The 17,208-nt window shown below is 68.1% G+C and carries 13 protein-coding genes; 5 read left to right on the top strand and 8 right to left on the bottom strand.

What is annotated here, in order from left to right; translation table 11 throughout:
- Positions 1–132: 132 nt before the first annotated feature.
- Positions 133–1,635, top strand: coding sequence for a SulP family inorganic anion transporter (locus tag DMB80_RS17505; RefSeq protein ID WP_111511023.1), 1,503 nt, complete (start codon positions 133–135; stop codon positions 1,633–1,635).
- 2 nt (positions 1,636–1,637) lie between these two features.
- Positions 1,638–2,024 carry a MerR family transcriptional regulator gene (locus tag DMB80_RS17500; protein ID WP_111511022.1) on the top strand — a complete coding sequence of 129 codons (387 nt, stop codon included), beginning with the start codon at positions 1,638–1,640 and terminating at the stop codon, positions 2,022–2,024.
- Positions 2,025–2,094: 70 nt separating this feature from the next.
- On the opposite strand, the gene DMB80_RS17495 is transcribed toward DMB80_RS17500, so the two are convergent.
- The 3 genes from DMB80_RS17495 to DMB80_RS17485 are packed head-to-tail and all read right to left on the bottom strand — an operon-like array spanning position 2,095 to position 6,824.
- On the bottom strand, positions 2,095–3,243 hold the full coding sequence (locus DMB80_RS17495; RefSeq protein WP_111511021.1) for an NAD(P)/FAD-dependent oxidoreductase: 1,149 nt from the start codon (positions 3,241–3,243) through the stop codon (positions 2,095–2,097).
- A 51-nt stretch (positions 3,244–3,294) separates the two neighbouring features.
- The gene (locus tag DMB80_RS17490) at positions 3,295–4,686 is read right to left on the bottom strand and encodes a hypothetical protein (protein ID WP_111511020.1); all 1,392 of its coding nucleotides are present in this window, start codon (positions 4,684–4,686) and stop codon (positions 3,295–3,297) included.
- 11 nt (positions 4,687–4,697) lie between these two features.
- A complete protein-coding gene (locus tag DMB80_RS17485; protein WP_111511019.1) occupies positions 4,698–6,824 on the bottom strand; it encodes a CHAT domain-containing protein in 2,127 nt (708 codons plus the stop codon).
- Positions 6,825–6,915: 91 nt separating this feature from the next.
- On the opposite strand from DMB80_RS17485, the gene DMB80_RS17480 reads away from it, so the two are divergent.
- Complete coding sequence (locus DMB80_RS17480; RefSeq protein WP_111511018.1) at positions 6,916–7,593, top strand: DUF6766 family protein; 678 nt, start codon at positions 6,916–6,918, stop codon at positions 7,591–7,593.
- On the opposite strand, the gene DMB80_RS17475 is transcribed toward DMB80_RS17480, so the two are convergent.
- Complete coding sequence (locus DMB80_RS17475; RefSeq protein WP_111511017.1) at positions 7,590–8,894, bottom strand: DEAD/DEAH box helicase; 1,305 nt, start codon at positions 8,892–8,894, stop codon at positions 7,590–7,592. The two genes, DMB80_RS17480 and DMB80_RS17475, sit on opposite strands and share 4 nt — an antisense overlap.
- Positions 8,895–9,165: 271 nt before the next feature.
- Here DMB80_RS17475 and DMB80_RS17470 point away from each other — a divergent pair, with 271 nt between their 5' ends.
- Positions 9,166–10,095, top strand: a complete 930-nt coding sequence (locus DMB80_RS17470; protein ID WP_111511016.1) for a GGDEF domain-containing protein — start codon at positions 9,166–9,168, stop codon at positions 10,093–10,095.
- A gap of 4 nt (positions 10,096–10,099) precedes the next feature.
- Here DMB80_RS17470 and speB read toward each other — a convergent pair whose 3' ends face one another.
- Both speB and DMB80_RS17460 read right to left on the bottom strand, forming a co-directional pair.
- On the bottom strand, positions 10,100–11,041 hold the full coding sequence (gene speB / locus DMB80_RS17465; protein ID WP_111511015.1) for an agmatinase: 942 nt from the start codon (positions 11,039–11,041) through the stop codon (positions 10,100–10,102).
- Positions 11,042–11,044: 3 nt separating this feature from the next.
- The gene (locus DMB80_RS17460; RefSeq protein ID WP_240431246.1) at positions 11,045–12,562 is read right to left on the bottom strand and encodes a purine-cytosine permease family protein; all 1,518 of its coding nucleotides are present in this window, start codon (positions 12,560–12,562) and stop codon (positions 11,045–11,047) included.
- A gap of 172 nt (positions 12,563–12,734) precedes the next feature.
- Here DMB80_RS17460 and DMB80_RS17455 point away from each other — a divergent pair, with 172 nt between their 5' ends.
- Positions 12,735–13,613, top strand: a complete 879-nt coding sequence (locus DMB80_RS17455; protein ID WP_240431255.1) for an Lrp/AsnC family transcriptional regulator — start codon at positions 12,735–12,737, stop codon at positions 13,611–13,613.
- A 19-nt stretch (positions 13,614–13,632) separates the two neighbouring features.
- Here the strand turns inward: DMB80_RS17455 and DMB80_RS17450 are convergent, their stop codons facing one another.
- Together DMB80_RS17450 and DMB80_RS17445 are read right to left on the bottom strand one after the other, a co-directional pair.
- The gene (locus DMB80_RS17450) at positions 13,633–14,655 is read right to left on the bottom strand and encodes a threonine aldolase family protein (RefSeq protein ID WP_111511012.1); all 1,023 of its coding nucleotides are present in this window, start codon (positions 14,653–14,655) and stop codon (positions 13,633–13,635) included.
- A gap of 11 nt (positions 14,656–14,666) precedes the next feature.
- On the bottom strand, positions 14,667–17,006 hold the full coding sequence (locus DMB80_RS17445; RefSeq protein ID WP_111511011.1) for an AAA family ATPase: 2,340 nt from the start codon (positions 17,004–17,006) through the stop codon (positions 14,667–14,669).
- Positions 17,007–17,208: the final 202 nt, after the last annotated feature.

Raw genomic sequence — 17,208 nt, 5'->3', positions numbered from 1 at the left:
ATTTGCGGACCAACCCTCCCCCAGGGGTAGAGTTCACCGAGGCCCGTTTCCCTGCTCCATGCTCGCGGGCCCTTCTGAGCGGTTCGAAAGCCGGCTCCAGACATAGCTTTCCGCTTCGCGAGAGGACCGCCAATGAATGCTGCGCCGGAAACGACGACGCCCCAACAGCGGCAGTCTGTTCTGGTGGCGCTGCGATCGCCGCGTCGTCTCCGCACCGAGGTCTTGGCTGGTCTCGTCGTCGCGCTGGCGTTGATCCCCGAGGCGATCTCGTTCTCCATCATCGCCGGCGTCGACCCGCGAGTCGGCCTGTTCGCGTCGTTCACCATGGCCGTCACCATTGCCATCGTCGGCGGACGACCCGCGATGATCTCCGCCGCGACCGGTGCCGTCGCACTCGTCGTCGCGCCCCTCGTCCGCAGCCACGGACTCGACTACCTGATCGCGACCGTGATTCTGGCCGGCGTGGTGCAAATGGCGTTCGGGGCGTTGGGGGTGGCGCGGCTGATGCGATTCGTGCCACGCAGCGTGATGGTCGGCTTCGTCAACGCACTGGCCATCCTGATCTTTCTCTCGCAGATGCCTCACCTGTTGGGCGTGCCCTGGCTTGTCTACCCGATGGTGGCCGTCGGCATCGCCGTGATCGTCGCCCTGCCGAAGCTGACGACTGCGGTACCTGCGCCACTGGTCGCGATCGTCGCCTTGACCGCGGCGGCCGTCGCGACCGGGTGGACCGTTCCCACGGTCGGCGACGAAGGCCAGCTCCCGTCGAGCCTGCCCAGCCTGCTGATCCCCGACGTGCCGCTCACGATCGAGACGCTGCGGATCATCGCGCCGTACGCCCTGACCATGGCACTCGTGGGCTTGCTCGAATCGCTGATGACCGCGAAACTCGTCGACGACATCACCGACACGCACTCGAACAAGTCCCGCGAAGCCGTCGGGCAGGGGGTGGCCAATGTCGTGACCGGATTCTTCGGCGGGATGGGTGGTTGCGCGATGATCGGTCAGACCATGATCAACGTGAAGGTCAGTGGCGCACGTACCCGTATCTCGACATTCCTGGCCGGTGGATTCCTCCTCGCGCTCGTCGTCGGCCTCGGCGACATCGTGGCGCGAATCCCGATGGCGGCCCTGGTCGCCGTCATGGTGATGGTGTCCGTTGCCACGCTGGACTGGCACAGCATTCATCCGAAAACGTTGCGCCGCATGCCCAAGAGCGAAACCTTCGTGATGCTCGCGACCGTCGCCGTCACCGTCGCCACCGACAACCTGGCCTACGGGGTGGCCGTCGGAACTCTGGCGGCGATGGTGTTGTTCGCCCGCCGGGTGGCTCACTTCACCGAGGTGGCTACCGTCGACTCCCCGAACGACACGAAGGTCTACACCGTGACGGGGGAATTGTTCTTCGCCTCGAGCAACGACCTGGTGTACCAGTTCGACTACGTCGGCGATCCGAAGAACATCGTCATCGACATGAGCAAGGCGCACATCTGGGATGCGTCGACCGTCGCGACGCTGGATGCCATCACGACGAAATACGCGGCGAAAGGCAAGACGGTTTCCATCGTGGGGATGAACGACAACAGTGCGGAACGTCATGCGCGGCTGTCGGGGCAGTGGACCGGAGCGCACTAGAGATGACCGGCGAGGTGTGGCAGATCGGAGAAGTGGCAGCGCGAACGGAGCTGTCCATCAAGACGATTCGGCATTACGACGAGGTCGGTCTGGTGGTTCCGTCGGACCGCTCTGCCGGCGGGTTCCGGCTCTACACCATTGACGACGTCGACCGGTTGCTCGCGATCCGGCGGATGAAGCCGCTGGGCTTCACCCTCGACGAGATGCGGGAACTCCTGGCCGCGCTCGACGTCGTCACCTCTGACGACGCGAGCGCGGTGGAGCTGAGCACAGCGAGGGCCTACCTTGCCGCCTGCCATGCGCGTGCTGTGAAGGCGTGTGACGACCTGACACGGCAGCTGAGCTACGCCGAAGAGCTGACCGAGCAGCTCGCCGAGTTCTCCCGATAGGCACCGTGAGTGTGCGACGCGATACGGCCTCAGCGGCGTGGCGCGTATGGCGTTGCACAGTCGCGGGGGTTCATGACGCGGGCGGTGGCTTCCGCTTGGTGATCAGCTCCTCGCCGCTTTCGTAGTCGTCGTCGGCGTTGTAGGTGAGCACACCCACGGTCGCACCGTCAGAGGTGTACCAGACCGTGAAGCCGTCCTCGTGGTCGACGAACGTGCTCTCGTCGTACCCGTCGCCCCAGGCGGCGTACTTGACGTCGGCCTCCCCGATCGTCGTCCAGAAGCCCGGTACGTCAGACCAGCTGGCGTCCTTGCCCGCCGCCGACGTGCCGGCGATCTTGCCTTGCGACTCGGCATCGAACCAGTGCTCGACCGCCAGTGCCCGGCCGGCCGCTGTGTTGACGGCGAACGCAACGTCACCCGCGGCGTACACGCCGTCGACGCTGGTGCTCATGTCTGCCTGCACCGGGATGCGCGAGTGCTCCAACGAGATCCCGAGGCTCTCGGCGAGGCTGCTGTTGGGCGTCACGCCGGTGGCGGCCAGCACCAGGTCGGCGTCGAGCGTGGTGCCGTTGTCCAGGTGCACGGTGCCGTCGTCGACGGCGGTCACCTTGACGCCGCCGAGATACCTGACCCCGGTCGCCTCGACAAGCGCCGTGAGTCGCCGGCCCGCCTCGTCTCCGAGCCGCTTCTGCTGGGGGACCTCATCGGGCGCCACCAAGGTCACCGAAAGCCCGCGGCTGGCAAGCGATGCCGCCGCCTCACAGCCGATGAAACCCGCGCCGATCACCACGGCGGAACGCGCCGAGCTCGCTGCATCCCGCAACCGCCGGCCGTCGTCGAGCGAACGTAATTGGAGGACGTGCTCGCCCCCGGGAACCGACAGCGGCACGGGGCTGGCGCCGGTTGCCAGCACGAGGACGTCATAGCTGTACGAAGCGCCGTCGACGGTCACCGTCCGAGCACCGGTGTCGATGTGCTCGACGGCAGTACCGAGGGTGAGGTCGATGTTCCGCTCGGCGAACCACTCGGCGGGATGGAGGGTGACGTCCTCGGTCTCACCGCGCAGGAAGTCCTTGCTCAACGGAGGCCGGTCGTAGGGCCGGCGGCCGTCGGCGCTGACGATGCGCACCGGGGCGTCGGGCCGCTCGGAACGGTAGGCCTCGGCAGCGCTGAGTCCCGCGGGGCCGCTGCCGATGACGAGTAAGCCATGATCCGACATGGCGGCGGCATACCCGCCGCGCGTGCGCCTACACCCCGTGACGTCGGCGGGTCACAAAGACGTCAGGACGGCCTGCCAGAACAGATGCGCCACGGCGTCGTTCACGAATTCGCTGTGGGCGCCCGAGAGCCGGTCGCCGCCCGTGATGACGGAATTGCCGTCGGTGTTGTAGATGCCGCCGCGGACGAAGCCGTACTGGTGCCGGACATCGTCGACGATCGGCACGTCTTCCGCGGACTCGATGCCCTGGATGCCGTAGCTGCCGATGCCGCCCCACTTGGGCGGGCCTTCGACGCCCAGCGTGGGATCGCCGCCGATGCGGGCGCCGAGCGGATACCAGATGCCGACCGCCTTGTCGTGTTCGGAACGCGTGGTCACCACCGCCCCTCGGACCGCGGGCGGCTGCGCCCGGACCGCACGATAGAACCCGGGACCGAATGGTGCGTAGGGGATCTCGTCGGCGAACGACCACAGCGACATCGCGCCCTGCACCAGGAAGAGGGTGTCGACAGGGCGGGGCAGCGGATCCGTCCGTTCCCCGCCTGACACCGGGCCGGCCAGCGCGGCCGTCATGACGATGCAGCCGAAACTGTGCCCCATCAGATGAATCCGGGCCGACGGCGCGGCGGTCTGCAACTGACACAGGACCCGGTGGACGTTGCGCTCACCGACCACACGCGCCCGCTTCTTCATCGTCCAGAACGACAGCTGACGCACCGGGGACAGGATGATGTCCCTGGCCGAGGCGAACAGCCCGTCGCCCAGGATGCCCGGGTTGGCGGTGGAAGGGTCGACGGCGCTCAACTCAGTGATCCATTGTTCGGCGATCAGCTGCGGAGAGAAGGCGGGCAGATCGGCGCCCGGCTCCGCCGACGGGCTCTCACCAGACAGACCGCTCGCTTCGTAGAGGTCCCGGTAGGCCTTCTCGAGTTCCTCTGGCATGTGGCCACTTTGGATTTGCATCGCGGTCGTGTCGTCGTCGGCGACCGCGGCGATGCGCTCCAGCGCCATCATGGCCTCAGGCGATGCCGCGATGCGTTTGGTATAGCGGTCGACGAGCGCGTCGGGGTCCATCGTGGCTTCTACGGCCAGCTCGTCGTCGTCGGCCGCGAGAGTGTCATCGCCGCCGCGCTCATTGCCCCAAGGCAGGCTGGGCCAGTGCACCCCGACGATCAACGGGGTGAACCCGGGCACCCTCGTGTTCACCAGGGCGCGGTCGGAATCCTGCTTCGCCACCTTCGGGAACCACTTGCTGTATTGGATCGTGGCGGCGTCGTAGTCCCCCTTCCAGCCGTGGCTGGCGATGAAGATGTCGGTCACGCCGGCGCCCGCCGCCTCGGCGATCGCAGTGCTGAGGAGCGTGCCATCCTCCTTCTTCTCCACCCCGTCTTCGCAGATCTCGAGCAGGTAGTAGTGAGGGTCTACGGAGTCGATGAAGGGCATGACCGGTCCTGTCAGTTCAGGGCCGCAGCGACCGGCGGGGTGATCTGGGTGGTGACGTCACAGTGCGCGGAGTACAGCAGCCCGAGCGGATTGTTGTTGTCCTGCAGTAACTCCAGGCGCACGTCGCGCAGCGCCTGGCCGATCTGGGCCCCGTCGAGGAGGCGTTCGAGAAACTTCTCCGCCCAATGGATCGCGAACAGCACCGGTGTCGAGCACTCGGTGCCGATGACTCCGCGCGCACCCTTGGACAGGAAGTACGGGACGAAGCCGTCATAGAAGCGGGGTGAGAGGTCCGCGGATTCGCAAGCGTTGAGCACGATCAGGGGACGACCGGCGAGCGGGATGTCGTCGGGTGCGTCGTTCGTCAGGTCCGCGAGCGTGGCGAAGGTCGAGCGGTCGATCTGCGAGCCCATGATGATGGCCGATTGTTGGGGGTCTGCGTCGTTCGTCTTCGCATGGCAGTAGAAGTACGTCACCTTGTCGGGAGTGGACTCTGCGGCCAGCGCGCTGACCACCGCGGCGCGATCCGACCGCGTGACGACGGAGACGTTCTGCCGCGACGCCGCGAGGTCGGCGCATCGCCGTTGATGCTCGGCGACCTGATCGATCGCGGCGTCGCTGACGACCGGATTGATGTTGAGTCCCAGCGTGAGATCGGGCAGGCTGTCGATCTCCGGATCGTCGTCGGCGGGCATTCGCTGAAAGGGCAAGAGCTCAACGATGTGTCGCATGCCCAGGAACTTGTCCCAGCTCAGCGCGTCGTCGTCATCGATGTCGCCGAGGTAGAGCATCGACCACGGTACGGGCACCTGGCGCGCCGAGATCTGCACTGTGAGCATCACATTCGGTTCCGCGACGTGCCGGGTCAACCAGTCACCGATCGACCGGAGGTCCTCACCGCCGCCGGCGGGCCGGAACAGTTGACGGTAGAGCAGCCGACCCGCCCGAGCCAGCCGCTTCAATGCCTGTCGTTCCACATCCTCGGGAATGTCGATGTGCTCCAGGAACGTTTGACTCCCGCCGTACACGTCCTTGACTACGGCCGCCAGTTCGGCGCGGGCGTTTCCGGCCGCCGCGGCGAGCGCGTCGACCGTCAGCGGCATCGGGGCATCGAAGGTGAACGGCCGCATGGCACTGCAGAGGTATCCGTTGCCGTCGGGGCGGATCACCAGGCCCACGTCGCGCGACTTGAGCACCGTCGCCGACGCGGCGGGACGTCCTTCGGTCGTCGCCGTGAATTGGCCCGGAGTCCCGACGGGGCAACGCAATTGCAGCTGGGTGAGGAAGTTGCCTTCGTAACTCACCGTTGCGGTGAGCGTGGCGACGCCCTCTCGACGGGGTGACACGTCGAAGCGAGCCTTGCCGCGCGACGGACCTGTCCTGGGCAGCTGCAACGGACGTTGGGCCTGCCCCAGGATCTCGAAATCGTCCGACGCGACCTGGACGGTGAGTTCACGGAACGGCTCGTCGGTATCAGCGAACACCACGATCAGAGGACTCGAGGTGGTCAGCACCTGCTGCACGTTGCTGATGTCGAAAGCCACCGAATACGACGCACCTACATCGAGAGGGAGGCTCAGGTCGTGGTCCTCGATCTCGGCATTGACAAAGCGATCGCTGGGCGGCGGCGATTCCGGCGGCGGCGGATCGGCCGCCGCGGGCTCTGCGGGTGCCGGCGCGTCGATCTCTGCGCCGATGAGGTCGCGCAGATCCACGTCGGCCGTCAGGTCGATGGCGGGGTTCTCGAACACGATGGTGTTCGGGACGCCGATCTGCCGCCCGAGCACGGTGAGGTCCACCGGCGGCGGCTGCAGCGCCATCCGTTCGAGGATCTGGAGTTGCTTCGCTACCGACTCCGCGCCCTCGCCGGTCGGGTAGCGCGCCGTCAGCTCGCGAACCTGGTCGACCGTGGGCACCACCCCGACCGCGGTGACGATGTCGATGAGCGCACGGAGCCGGGCAGCCTCCGTGGCACCCAGCGGGCCGGACGGCATCCGTGCGAACAACTGGTCGACGAGTGGACGTGCCTCGTCAGCGGACAACCCGCTCAGCGCTGCGATGTCCGCGGCGCGGACATGTTCTGGCCAGCCGGCGAGAATGCGCTGTGCGGCTGCCGCTGCTGGTGACTGAGCGCCCACCGGACCCCCCTGTTGACGGTGCGCCTGCAGCAGTCATCGTGCAGACCGCTGACGTGCTCGTCAAGAGTGCGTCACTTGCGATAATGAAGCGATGACGCGCGGTCGGGCTCGCTGGGTCCGCAACAACGGACTGTTGCTGGCCTGCGTGGGCTTGTTCGCCATGTTCTTCGCCGGCATGGTGGTCACCGGCGCCAAGACGTACAACGCCGAAGAGCACGCGCACGGTTCGCGGGAATCGGTGTCGGTGCTCGGCTATCTGCGCACGGGCGACTTCGTCGAGGCGACGTTCGAGAACTGGGAGTCGGAGTTCCTGCAGATGGGGATGTACATCGTCCTCACCGCGTTCCTCTTCCAGCGCGGATCCTCGGAATCCAAACCGATCGACACCGACGAGCCGCAGGACCGTGATCCGCGCACCGTGCCGATCACACCGAAGACACCGTGGCCGGTGCGCCACGGTGGCGCGACATTGACCGTGTACGAACACTCGCTGGCGATCGCGTTCTTCGTGCTGTTCTTCGCGTCGTGGGCGCTGCATGCCGTCGGTGGCGTCGCGGCTTACAACGACGAAGCACTCCAGCACGGCGAGGCCGCCATCTCGGTGTGGCGTTACCTCACCACGTCCCAGTTCTGGTTCGAGTCGATGCAGAACTGGCAGAGCGAATTCGTCGCCGTCGCCGCAATCGTCGGCCTGTCGATCTTTCTCCGGGAGCGCGGGTCGGCGGAGTCCAAACCGGTCGCCGACCCGCACCGCGAGACGGGCGCCTAGCGCTGGTGCGTGCGGCCTCCGGCGCCCGAGGGACGGCGCGAGCGCCGACGCGACGAGCTGGGCGAGCGGCGCGGTGCGCCGGCCGGTGCTGCGGGACGCGACGTCGCGACCACACGCTCGACCGGGGCCCGGTACGGCGCGACTTCGCCGGCGACCTTCTCCACCGCTTCGGACGTGGCGGTCACCTGCTGAGGAGCCACCTGGATGCCCGCGCGACGCAGCAAAGCCTGTGTCTCCCTGCGCTGTTCGGGCAGGACCACCGTCACCACGTCACCGGCGCTGCCGGCACGTGCGGTGCGGCCGGAACGGTGCAGGTACGCCTTGTGCTCGGCGGGCGGATCGATGTGCACCACGAGTTCGATGTCGTCGACGTGCACGCCGCGGGCGGCGATATCGGTGGCCACCAGCACGCGGACCTCACCGGAACTGAATGCGGCCAGGTTGCGATCGCGTGCCGGCTGAGAAAGGTTGCCGTGCAGGTCAACTGACGGAATGCCCGCCTCGGTGAGCTGCTTGGCCATCTTGCGGGCGTGATGCTTGGTCCGCATGAACAGGATGCGGCGCCCGGTGCCCGAGGCCAGCCGGTGCACCAGATCCTTCTTGTCCTGCGGGCCCGCGACGTGGAAGACGTGGTGCGTCATCGCCGGCACATGCGATTCCGGGCTGTCGACCGAATGCAGTACCTCGTTGCGCAGGAAGCGCTTCACCAGCTTGTCGACGCCGTTGTCCAGCGTGGCGGAGAACAGCAGGCGCTGCCCGTCGGCCGGGGTGGCGGCGAGGATGCGGGTGACGCCGGGCAGGAAGCCCAGATCGGCCATGTGGTCGGCCTCGTCGATGACGGTGACGGCCACGCTGTCGAGGCTGACCAGCTTCTGCTTCATCAGGTCCTCGAGACGGCCCGGGCAGGCCACGACGATGTCGACACCGGCCTTGAGCGCGACGACCTGGCGGTGCTGTGACACACCCCCGAAAATCGTGGTCACTGTGAGGTCGTGCACAGCGGCCAACGGTGCGAGTGTCGCCGAGATCTGGGTGGCCAGTTCGCGCGTCGGCGCGAGCACCAGGCCCGACGGACGCGACGGGCGACGCTTGGTGCCGGCCAGCCGGCTGACCAGCGGCAGCGAGAAGGCAAGGGTCTTGCCGCTGCCGGTCTTGCCGCGGCCCAGCACGTCACGGCCGGCCAAGGTGTCGGGCAGCGTTTCCTGCTGGATGGGGAACGGGGCGGAGATGCCGCGCGAGGAGAGCGCGTCGATCAGGGGTTGGGACACGCCGAGATCGGCGAAGGTCTTGTCGCTGTTCAACTTTCGAGTGCCTTTCAGGCATTGGTGTGCCGAGCCGGCGCAGTATGGGGCGCGGTCCTCAACACAGGGTGGCGAGAGTGCCGGTGGGCACTATCGATCGCCGTGACACGAGCTGTGTGGGTCCACGGGCCATCGGGCGGGGCGGCCTGGCAACGGTGCCGGCGCCACTGTCGATGGCGAGCGTTTCACGACGCATCGGCTGCGAAACGACGCGGCCGACGTGTCACCACCCTACCGCATGAGACAGGATGGACGAAGAAAGGGGACGGTCATGGACTTCGCCGCGGGTCTGCAGCGCCGCATGCTGCTGGGCTACCTCGGCGTGCTCCTCCTCCTCTACCTGATTTCCGTCGCCAGCGCATGGGGAATGAGTTCCGCACGCGGCGAGATCATTTCGGTGGCCCTCTGCGTGGTGGGGCTTGCGGTGGCGGCCCGGGCGCCGCTGGGCAGGCTCCGCTACGGGCTCGCGGTGGCGTGCATGTGCGCAGTCCCGCTGGCAGCCATGCTCTTTCACGACATCGACGCGGCGCAGGTCTGGTCGGTGGTCCCGTTGATGTTCAGCGCGATCTATGTCCGGGCGTGGCACCGGCCCGCCACGGCGCGGGTGGTGGCGGTCGTCATCGCCGCCTTCTCGGGTGTGGCACTGGCGGTGGCGCCGGCTGACGTGCCGGTTCAGTGGTACGGGATGTTCGCGGTGTGCATCGTCGCCGGGGCCGAGATCGTCGGGGTGCTGCTCGCCGCGCTGTACGACGCGGCACTGCGTGACCCGTTGACCGGAGCGTGGAATCGGACCGGTCTCGAGCGCCGCGCCGCCGAGTTGATGGCCCGGGCGGCGCGCCGCGGCGAGACGCTGGCCGTGGTCGCGCTCGATATCGACGACTTCAAGGTGCTCAACGACCAGGCGGGCCATGCCGCGGGGGACCGGGTGCTGGCCCAGCTCGTGCGGAACTGGGTCCGGGAGCTGCCCGACCAGGCGATCGTGGGACGACTGGGCGGTGACGAATTCGTCGTCGTCCTGTCCGGTCATGACGAAACCAGCGCGCTCGCGCTGGCGCAGCAGCTGGCCGCCGGGGGCCCGGTCCAGGTCAGTGCCGGGATGGCGGTGGGCCAGCCGCTGGATGCGCGGACCCTGGAGGCGCTGATCGCACGCGCGGACAGCGACCTCTACCGCGTCAAGCGCGAACGCAAACGCGCGAGCTGAACGCTCAGCCCTGCGCTCCCAGAGCCAGCAGCGACACCAGGTCGTAGGCCACGTGCGCGGCGGCCACCCCGGTCATCTCGGCGTGGTCGTAGGCGGGTGCCACCTCGACCACGTCGGCACCCACGAGGTTCACCCCGCGGAAGCCGCGCAGGATCTCCAGCAGCTCGCGGCTGGTGATGCCGCCGGCTTCCGGCGTGCCGGTCCCCGGAGCGTGCGCGGGGTCGAGGACGTCGATGTCGATCGACACGTACACCGGTCGCGTGCCCACCCGGGTGCGCAGTCGGTCGATGACCTCCCGCACCCCCTGGTAGTACACGTCGGCCGAGGTGACGATGCCGAAGCCGAAGCGGCGGTCGTCCTCGAGGTCCTTCTTGCCGTACAGCGGGCCGCGGGTGCCGACGTGGCAGAGCGCTTCGGTGTCGAGGATGCCCTCTTCGACGGCGCGGCGGAACGGGGTGCCGTGGGTGTAGGCCGCGCCGAAGTAGGTGTCCCAGGTGTCGAGATGGGCATCGAAATGCACCAGCGCGACGGGCCCGTGCTTAGCTGCGGCGGCCCTCAGCAGTGGCAGCGCGATGGTGTGGTCGCCGCCGATGGTCACCAGTTTGGTCTCGTCGGCAGTCAGCTGGGCGGCCGCACCCTCGATCGTCTCGATCGCCTCGTCGATGTTGAACGGATTCACCGAGATGTCTCCGGCATCGGCGACCTGCACCAGCTCGAACGGGGACACGTCCATCGCCGGGTGGTAGGGCCGCAGCAGACGCGACGCCTCACGCACGTAGGTGGGGCCGAACCGGGCGCCGGGGCGGTAGGACACCCCGGAGTCGAACGGCACACCGGCGACGACGATGTCGGCGCACGTCACCTGATCGAGCCGAGGCACTTTCGCGAACGTCGCCGGTCCGGCATAGCGGGGGGTGACAGACGCATCGACGGGTCCGACAGGCATGACTCAGTCCTCCGAGACGATAGGGGTGTTGGCGGCCGGCCCGGCGGGCACGAGCCGGGGGCCCTGCGGGCCGAAAACGTCTGCGGGTTCCGGAAACAGCCGCAGCGCAAGCGGATACAGCACCGCAGCCAGCCCGAGGCCGACGGGGATGCTTAGATCGATCCCGGCGGCGAGATCACCCAGTGGGCCGACGAACTGGCCGGGCGAATTGACGAAGCAGATCGAGGCCGCCGCCGCGACCAGCCAGGCCCCGAGCCCACGCCAGTTCCAGCCGTGGCTGAACCAGTAGCGGCCGCCGCGCTGGCGCCGGTTGAACACCTGCAGCGCATCCGAGTCGTACCACCCGCGACGGGTGAACCAGCCCAACATCATGACCACCATCCACGGCGCCGTACAGGTGACGATCAGCACCGCGAACGTCGAGATGCTCTGCACCACGTTGAACGCGAAGCGTCCGACGAAGATGAACACGATCGCCAGCGTGCCGATGAACACGGTGGCCTGTACCCGGCTGAAGCGCGGGAACACACTCGAGAAGTCCAGCCCCGTCCCGTAGAGAGCGGTGGTGCCGGTCGACATGCCGCCGATCAACGCGATCAGACACACGGGGACGAAGTACCACCCCGGGGACACCGCCAGCAGACCGCCGACATAGTCACCGCCGTCGATGAATTCCGGTGCGGTGGTGGCGACGACGGTCGCGGTGACGAGTCCGAAGAGGAACGGCACCAGGGTGGCGAGTTGCGCGCCGAACGCAGCGAGCATCGGTTGCCACGAGGGGGTGTCGCGCGGGATGTAGCGGGCCCAGTCGCCCAGGAACGCACCGAAGCTCACCGGGTTCGACATCACGATCAACGCCGCGCCGACGAACGACGGCCAGTACAGCGGATCGCCCGCGGTCACCGTGCCTGTGTAGCCCGCATCGAAGGTGCCGCCGAAGGCGAAGATGCCCGCCAGGAACAGCACGGTGGCGGCGATGACGGCGATCTTGTTGACCAGCAACATGAATCGGAACCCGTAGATGCACACCACCAGGACCAGGAGCGCGAACACGCCGTACGCGACACCGACGGCGATGTCGTTGTCCGGCAGTCCGATCGCGCGGTGGGCGCCGCCGACGAGCACGTCTCCCGATGTCCACACCGAGATCGAGAAGAACGCCACCGCCGTCAGCAGCGACAGGAACGAGCCGACGACGCGGCCGTGCACGCCCAGGTGGGCCGACGACGACACCGCGTTGTTGGTGCCGTTGCGCGGCCCGAACAGCGACATCGGCGCGAGGATCGCCGCGCCCAGCAGCAGGCCTGCCAGGGTCGCGAGCAGGGCGTCGCGGAACGACAGCCCGAAGATGATCGGGAAGGTGCCCAGCACCACGGTGGCGATGGTGTTGGCGCCGCCGAAGATCAGCCGAAACAGATCGAGCGGACCGGCGGTGCGTTCGTCATCGGGAATGGGCTCGACGCCGCGGACCTCGACCTCGGTGGCTTTCGGTGGGGCGGCGCGACCGGTGGCGGAGGTCACCGGGACAACGCTAGAACCGGCCGCGCCGGTCCGCAATCGCATCGCTCACGTGGTCCCGCGCAGTCGTCGTGAAATGCCGCTATGGACGGTCAGAACCGTCGTTTGATGGCACAATCGGGCGATGACAGCGCACCATGTGCGCGCGGGGTGAGGCGGAAAAATCTTGGACGAGGTGGACGGTGCGATCGTCGGTTTGCTCGAACACGACGGCCGATTGACGCATCACGAGATCGCCGCGGCGGTCGGTCTGTCCCGTTCAGCAGCGGCGACGCGGGTGCACCGATTGCTCAGTTCGAGGCAGGTCGTGGTGCGCGGCGTCGTCCACCCCGCGGTGCTCGGCCGTGGCGCGCTGGCGCACCTCGGCATCGTCGTGACGGGCCGGTCCGCGCCGATCGCGCGGACGCTCGCCATGCGCAGCGATGTGGCTTTCCTGTCGTTGACCAGCGGGGCCCACGGAATCGTCGCCGAGCTTCGGGCCCGTTCGATGGCCGAGATCGATCGCGCCATCGGCGAGGTGCGCGGACTGCCCGACGTCGCCGGCGTGGACACGCTGTCGTATGTCGAGGTGGTGCGTGACGTCATCGGTCCGGTCGGAGAGGTCGGCGTGACGATTGACGACACGGACCGCCGGTTGCTGCGCGCGCTGCAGGACGACGGGCGTGCGTCGTACGTCGATCTGGCAGCCGCCGTAGGGCTTTCGGCGGCCGGTGCCCGGCGGCGGGTGGTGCGGCTGGTGGCCAACAACGTGGTGCGTGTCGGTGCAGTGGTGCGTCACTCGGGCCAGGATCGCCAAAGCGCGTTGGGTCTGGGGATCCGGCTGGCCGGGCCTGCCGAGCCGGTGATCGCGGCGTTTCGCGCGATGCCTGCGGCGATCTTCGTCGCGCGGGTGGTCGGTCGATGCGATGTGCTCGCGACGGTGCGGGCGTTCTCGGCCGCTCAGCTCGTCGATGTCGTCGACGAGATCCGGGGGCTGCCCGGGGTCACCGCCGTCGAGAGCTGGGTGCACCTCGACGTCGTCAAGGAGAACTACGCGTCGGGCTTCCCGGAGTGAGAACGGTCTTCGACCACCGTCAGCGCAGCGTCGCCAGCACGTCGTCGACCTCGTCCTGCGTCGTGGCCCACGAACACACCAGCCGCCACACCGGCTCCCCGAGATCAGGCTGATGCACCTGATAGGACTTCGAGATCCGTTCGATTGCCAGGGGGTCGAGCCGCACGAACACCTCGTTCGCCTCGACCGGCGAGGCCAAGCTGAAGCCGAGCGCCTCGAGCCCCCGACCGAGCGCACTCGCCATCGCGTTCGCATGCCCGGCACCACGCAGCCACAGATCGTCGGACAGTAGCGCCAGGAACTGCGCCGCCACATACCGGTGCTTACTCGCCAGATGACCGATCTGCTTCTGCACGAACCCGATACCGGGAAAGTGCTCGGGTCTGCGCACCAGGATCGCATCGCCGAACATCAAGCCGTTCTTGGTTCCGCCGACCGTCACGATGTCCGCGTCGCCGACCGCGTCGATCGGCGCGACCTGCTGCGCGGCAACAGCATTGGCCACCCGCGCCCCGTCGACGTGCACCAGCAGGCCGAGATCGTGCGCGTGGTCGACGAATTCCTTGATGACGGGCGCCGACCAGACGCGGCCGTTCTCGGTGGACTGCGTGATCGTCACGATGCGTGGCTGCGAATGATGCACCGGATCGCGGCTGCTCACCCGGCGATCCAACTCGTCGGTCCCGATGATGCCGTCCGCGCTGGGCAGGCACGTCAACTGCGCGCCGGAGAGCCGCACCGGGCCCCCCGCCTCATCGATCAGCACGTGCGCGATGTCGCTGCAGAGGATCTCGTGCCACGGCTGCACCGCCGACGAGAGCGCGATGATGTTCGCCGCGGTGCCTGTGTAGGCGTAGAGGACCTCGGCATCGGGCGAGTCGAACGCCTCCCGCAGCGCGGCGGCCGCCTGCGCGGTGATGTCATCGTCGCCGTACGACGGCACCGGCCCGGTGTTGGCGCGGGTCAGCGCCTCCAGGACGGCCGGGTGCGCGGGTGCGGCGTTGTCGGACGCGAAAGCGGCGGAAACAGGCACGCTCGCCATTGTGCCCGCGGTCAGCGGCTGGCGAGCCAGGCGAAGAACTCCTCGGCATGAAACACCGGCTTGCCGTACTCGGCGGCCTTACGCGCCTTACCCGACTGTGTACCGGCCTCCGCCGTGACGAGCACGTCGCACCGCGTCTTCGACACCGTCTTCACCGGCACCAGCCCCGCGTCCTCGGCCAACGCCTCCATCTCCGGACGCTCCACGATGCGGCCCGCCGCATCCTGCGCGGTCCCGGTGAAGCAGATCCGCGTGCCCGCAGCGAGCACGGCGCCGATGTCGGGTTCCTCGGCATCGCCGGCGATGTCCGCGGTGAGATCGACGCCGAGCAGCTCGGACGCAGACCGCAGCCGCGCACGCACCTCATCGGTCACCCGCACCCGCGAGGCCGCGCGGCGCAACTGATCGGCCACCGACTGCCGCGCCGCCGCGTCCCATGTCGACCCCGCGTCCTGCGCCGGCTGCGCACCCAGCAGCACCGTCCCGACGTCCCGGCTGATCCGCAGCAGCGCCGACAACCCCGGCAGATGTTCGGCCGCCGGCGTCGGCGCCGCCGCATCCCGGGTCACCAGCAGCCCCGCCGACTCGACCGCGTCGGGCTCGTCGAACGCCGTCGCCCCCTTCGTGCTCACCGCGTCCCGGCGAGCCGCCAGCGCCGCCTCCGCCCGTTCCAGCGCGGTGCGTCCCGTGACGCGCGTGCCACGAACATCCACCCCCAACGGCATCGCCGTGACGTAGCCGAGCCGCTTGAGCTCGAAATCGAGCAACCCCAGTTGCTCGTCGACCCCGGAACCGACCGGGGTGAACCCCGCGAGCATCGGCGCGATCACCGCCCACGCCTCACGCAGTGTCGGCGCCAGCAGCACATCCGACACCGTGATGCCGTACGCCGACCGCGCATCGGCGAGATCGCGCTGCGGGTTGATCAACGTCGACACCGCGGTGCCGTCGTCGAACGCGACCGCGAGCTCCACCGGCCGCGGCCGCGACATCCGGCCCTCGTCACCCACCGTCAGCATCCCGAACGCGCAGAACCGGCGCGGCCCTGCGCTGTCGTCGCCGCCCCGGAGGAAGCGTGCGATCCGCCGATCGGTCTTCAGATCCTTAGGCAGCACAGGCCTTTTCAGGACCAGCCCGGCCAACGACGTGCAGCGGCTCAGCGCCACGTACAGCTGCCCGGTGGAGAACATGCCGCCGGTCAGATCGACGACCACACGGTCCAGCGTCTGACCCTGACTCTTGTGGATCGTGATCGCCCACGCCAGTTTGAACGGCAGCTGCGTGTAGGACCCGATCACCTCACGGCTCAGCGACCCGCCGTCGAGCACCGGTCGGGTGGCCTCCCAACTGAACGGCGCGACCTCGGCGCCCGAACCGTCCGCGAACTCGACCTCGACGACGGCGCCGTAGCGGTCGTACCCGACCCCGACCACGCGGCCGATGCTGCCGTTGACCCAGCGGTCGCCCTGGTCGTTGTTCAGCATCATGATCTGGGCGCCGACCTTGAAGCGCAGCGTTTCCTCGACGGGTGGGTCGAACAGGCTAAGATCACCGGAAATCCTTGCCTGATGGACGAACTCGTCACCAGAGAGACGCTCGAGCTGCTGGCGGTTGCGCGCGGTCACCAGGCGGTTGGTGGGCGCCAGCGTCAGCCAGAACTCGTCGTCGGGCGGCACGAAGTCCTTGTCGGCGCGGGCGTTCAGCTGATCCTGGGCGTGTCCGAGGAGCACACCCTCGCGAATCTCGTTCAGGATGGCCGTCATCCGGTCGTCCCCGAGCTGACGGAAGACCGTGGTCAGCGAGACGGTCGGGAAGTCGTCGCGACGGAACGAGTGCGCGGAGAAGAAGTAGGGCGTCTCATAGGTGCTCTCGAAGAAGCCGGTCTCGTGTTCGGTGACCACGGGCGGCAGCTGATACAGGTCACCGACGAGCACGATTTGCACGCCACCGAACGGCGTGCCCGGCGCAGGACCGAACCGGGACAGCGCCGCGGCGATCATGTCGAAGACATCGGCACGCACCATCGACGCCTCGTCGATGATCAACGTCTGCAACGTGGCCAGCGTCTTCGTGAAGCGGCCAGGCCGGTAGTCGCCACCACGCACGTCGGCCAGCGTCGTCGTCGCCCGGAACCCGAACAGCCGGTGGATGGTGTAGCCGTCGACGTTCAGCGCGGCGATCCCCGTCGGTGCCACCACCACGACGCTGCGATCGGTGTCGGCCAGGAAGCGGCGGATCAGCGTCGACTTACCGGTGCCGGCCTTACCGGTGAGGAACACGTTCCCGCCGTCGGCGAGCCGGTCGAGCGCGTGGCGGAACTCGTCGGTCAGGACGATGCCATCGCGCGCCATGGCAGCCCAGGGTAGTGCCGGCGTCGCCAGTGAGAAGCCATGGTCGTACTGGGCGCCCAATCGCAGCCCGGAATGCTGATATGGGGAGTGGTTTGTCAAGTGGGCAGGGTGAAGCGGCGGCCTCAACCGTCGTTGCGGCCGCCGCTTCCTCGGTCAGTGCTGGTCTCGGATGCCGGGACTGGCGCGCGTGTCGTAGCGACGG

The sequence above is a fragment of the Mycobacterium kyogaense genome, from assembly GCF_003254575.1.
Lineage (GTDB): Bacteria > Actinomycetota > Actinomycetes > Mycobacteriales > Mycobacteriaceae > Mycobacterium > Mycobacterium kyogaense.
Note: the sequence above shows the minus strand (reverse complement) of the source record. Positions and strands in the feature narration are given on the sequence as shown.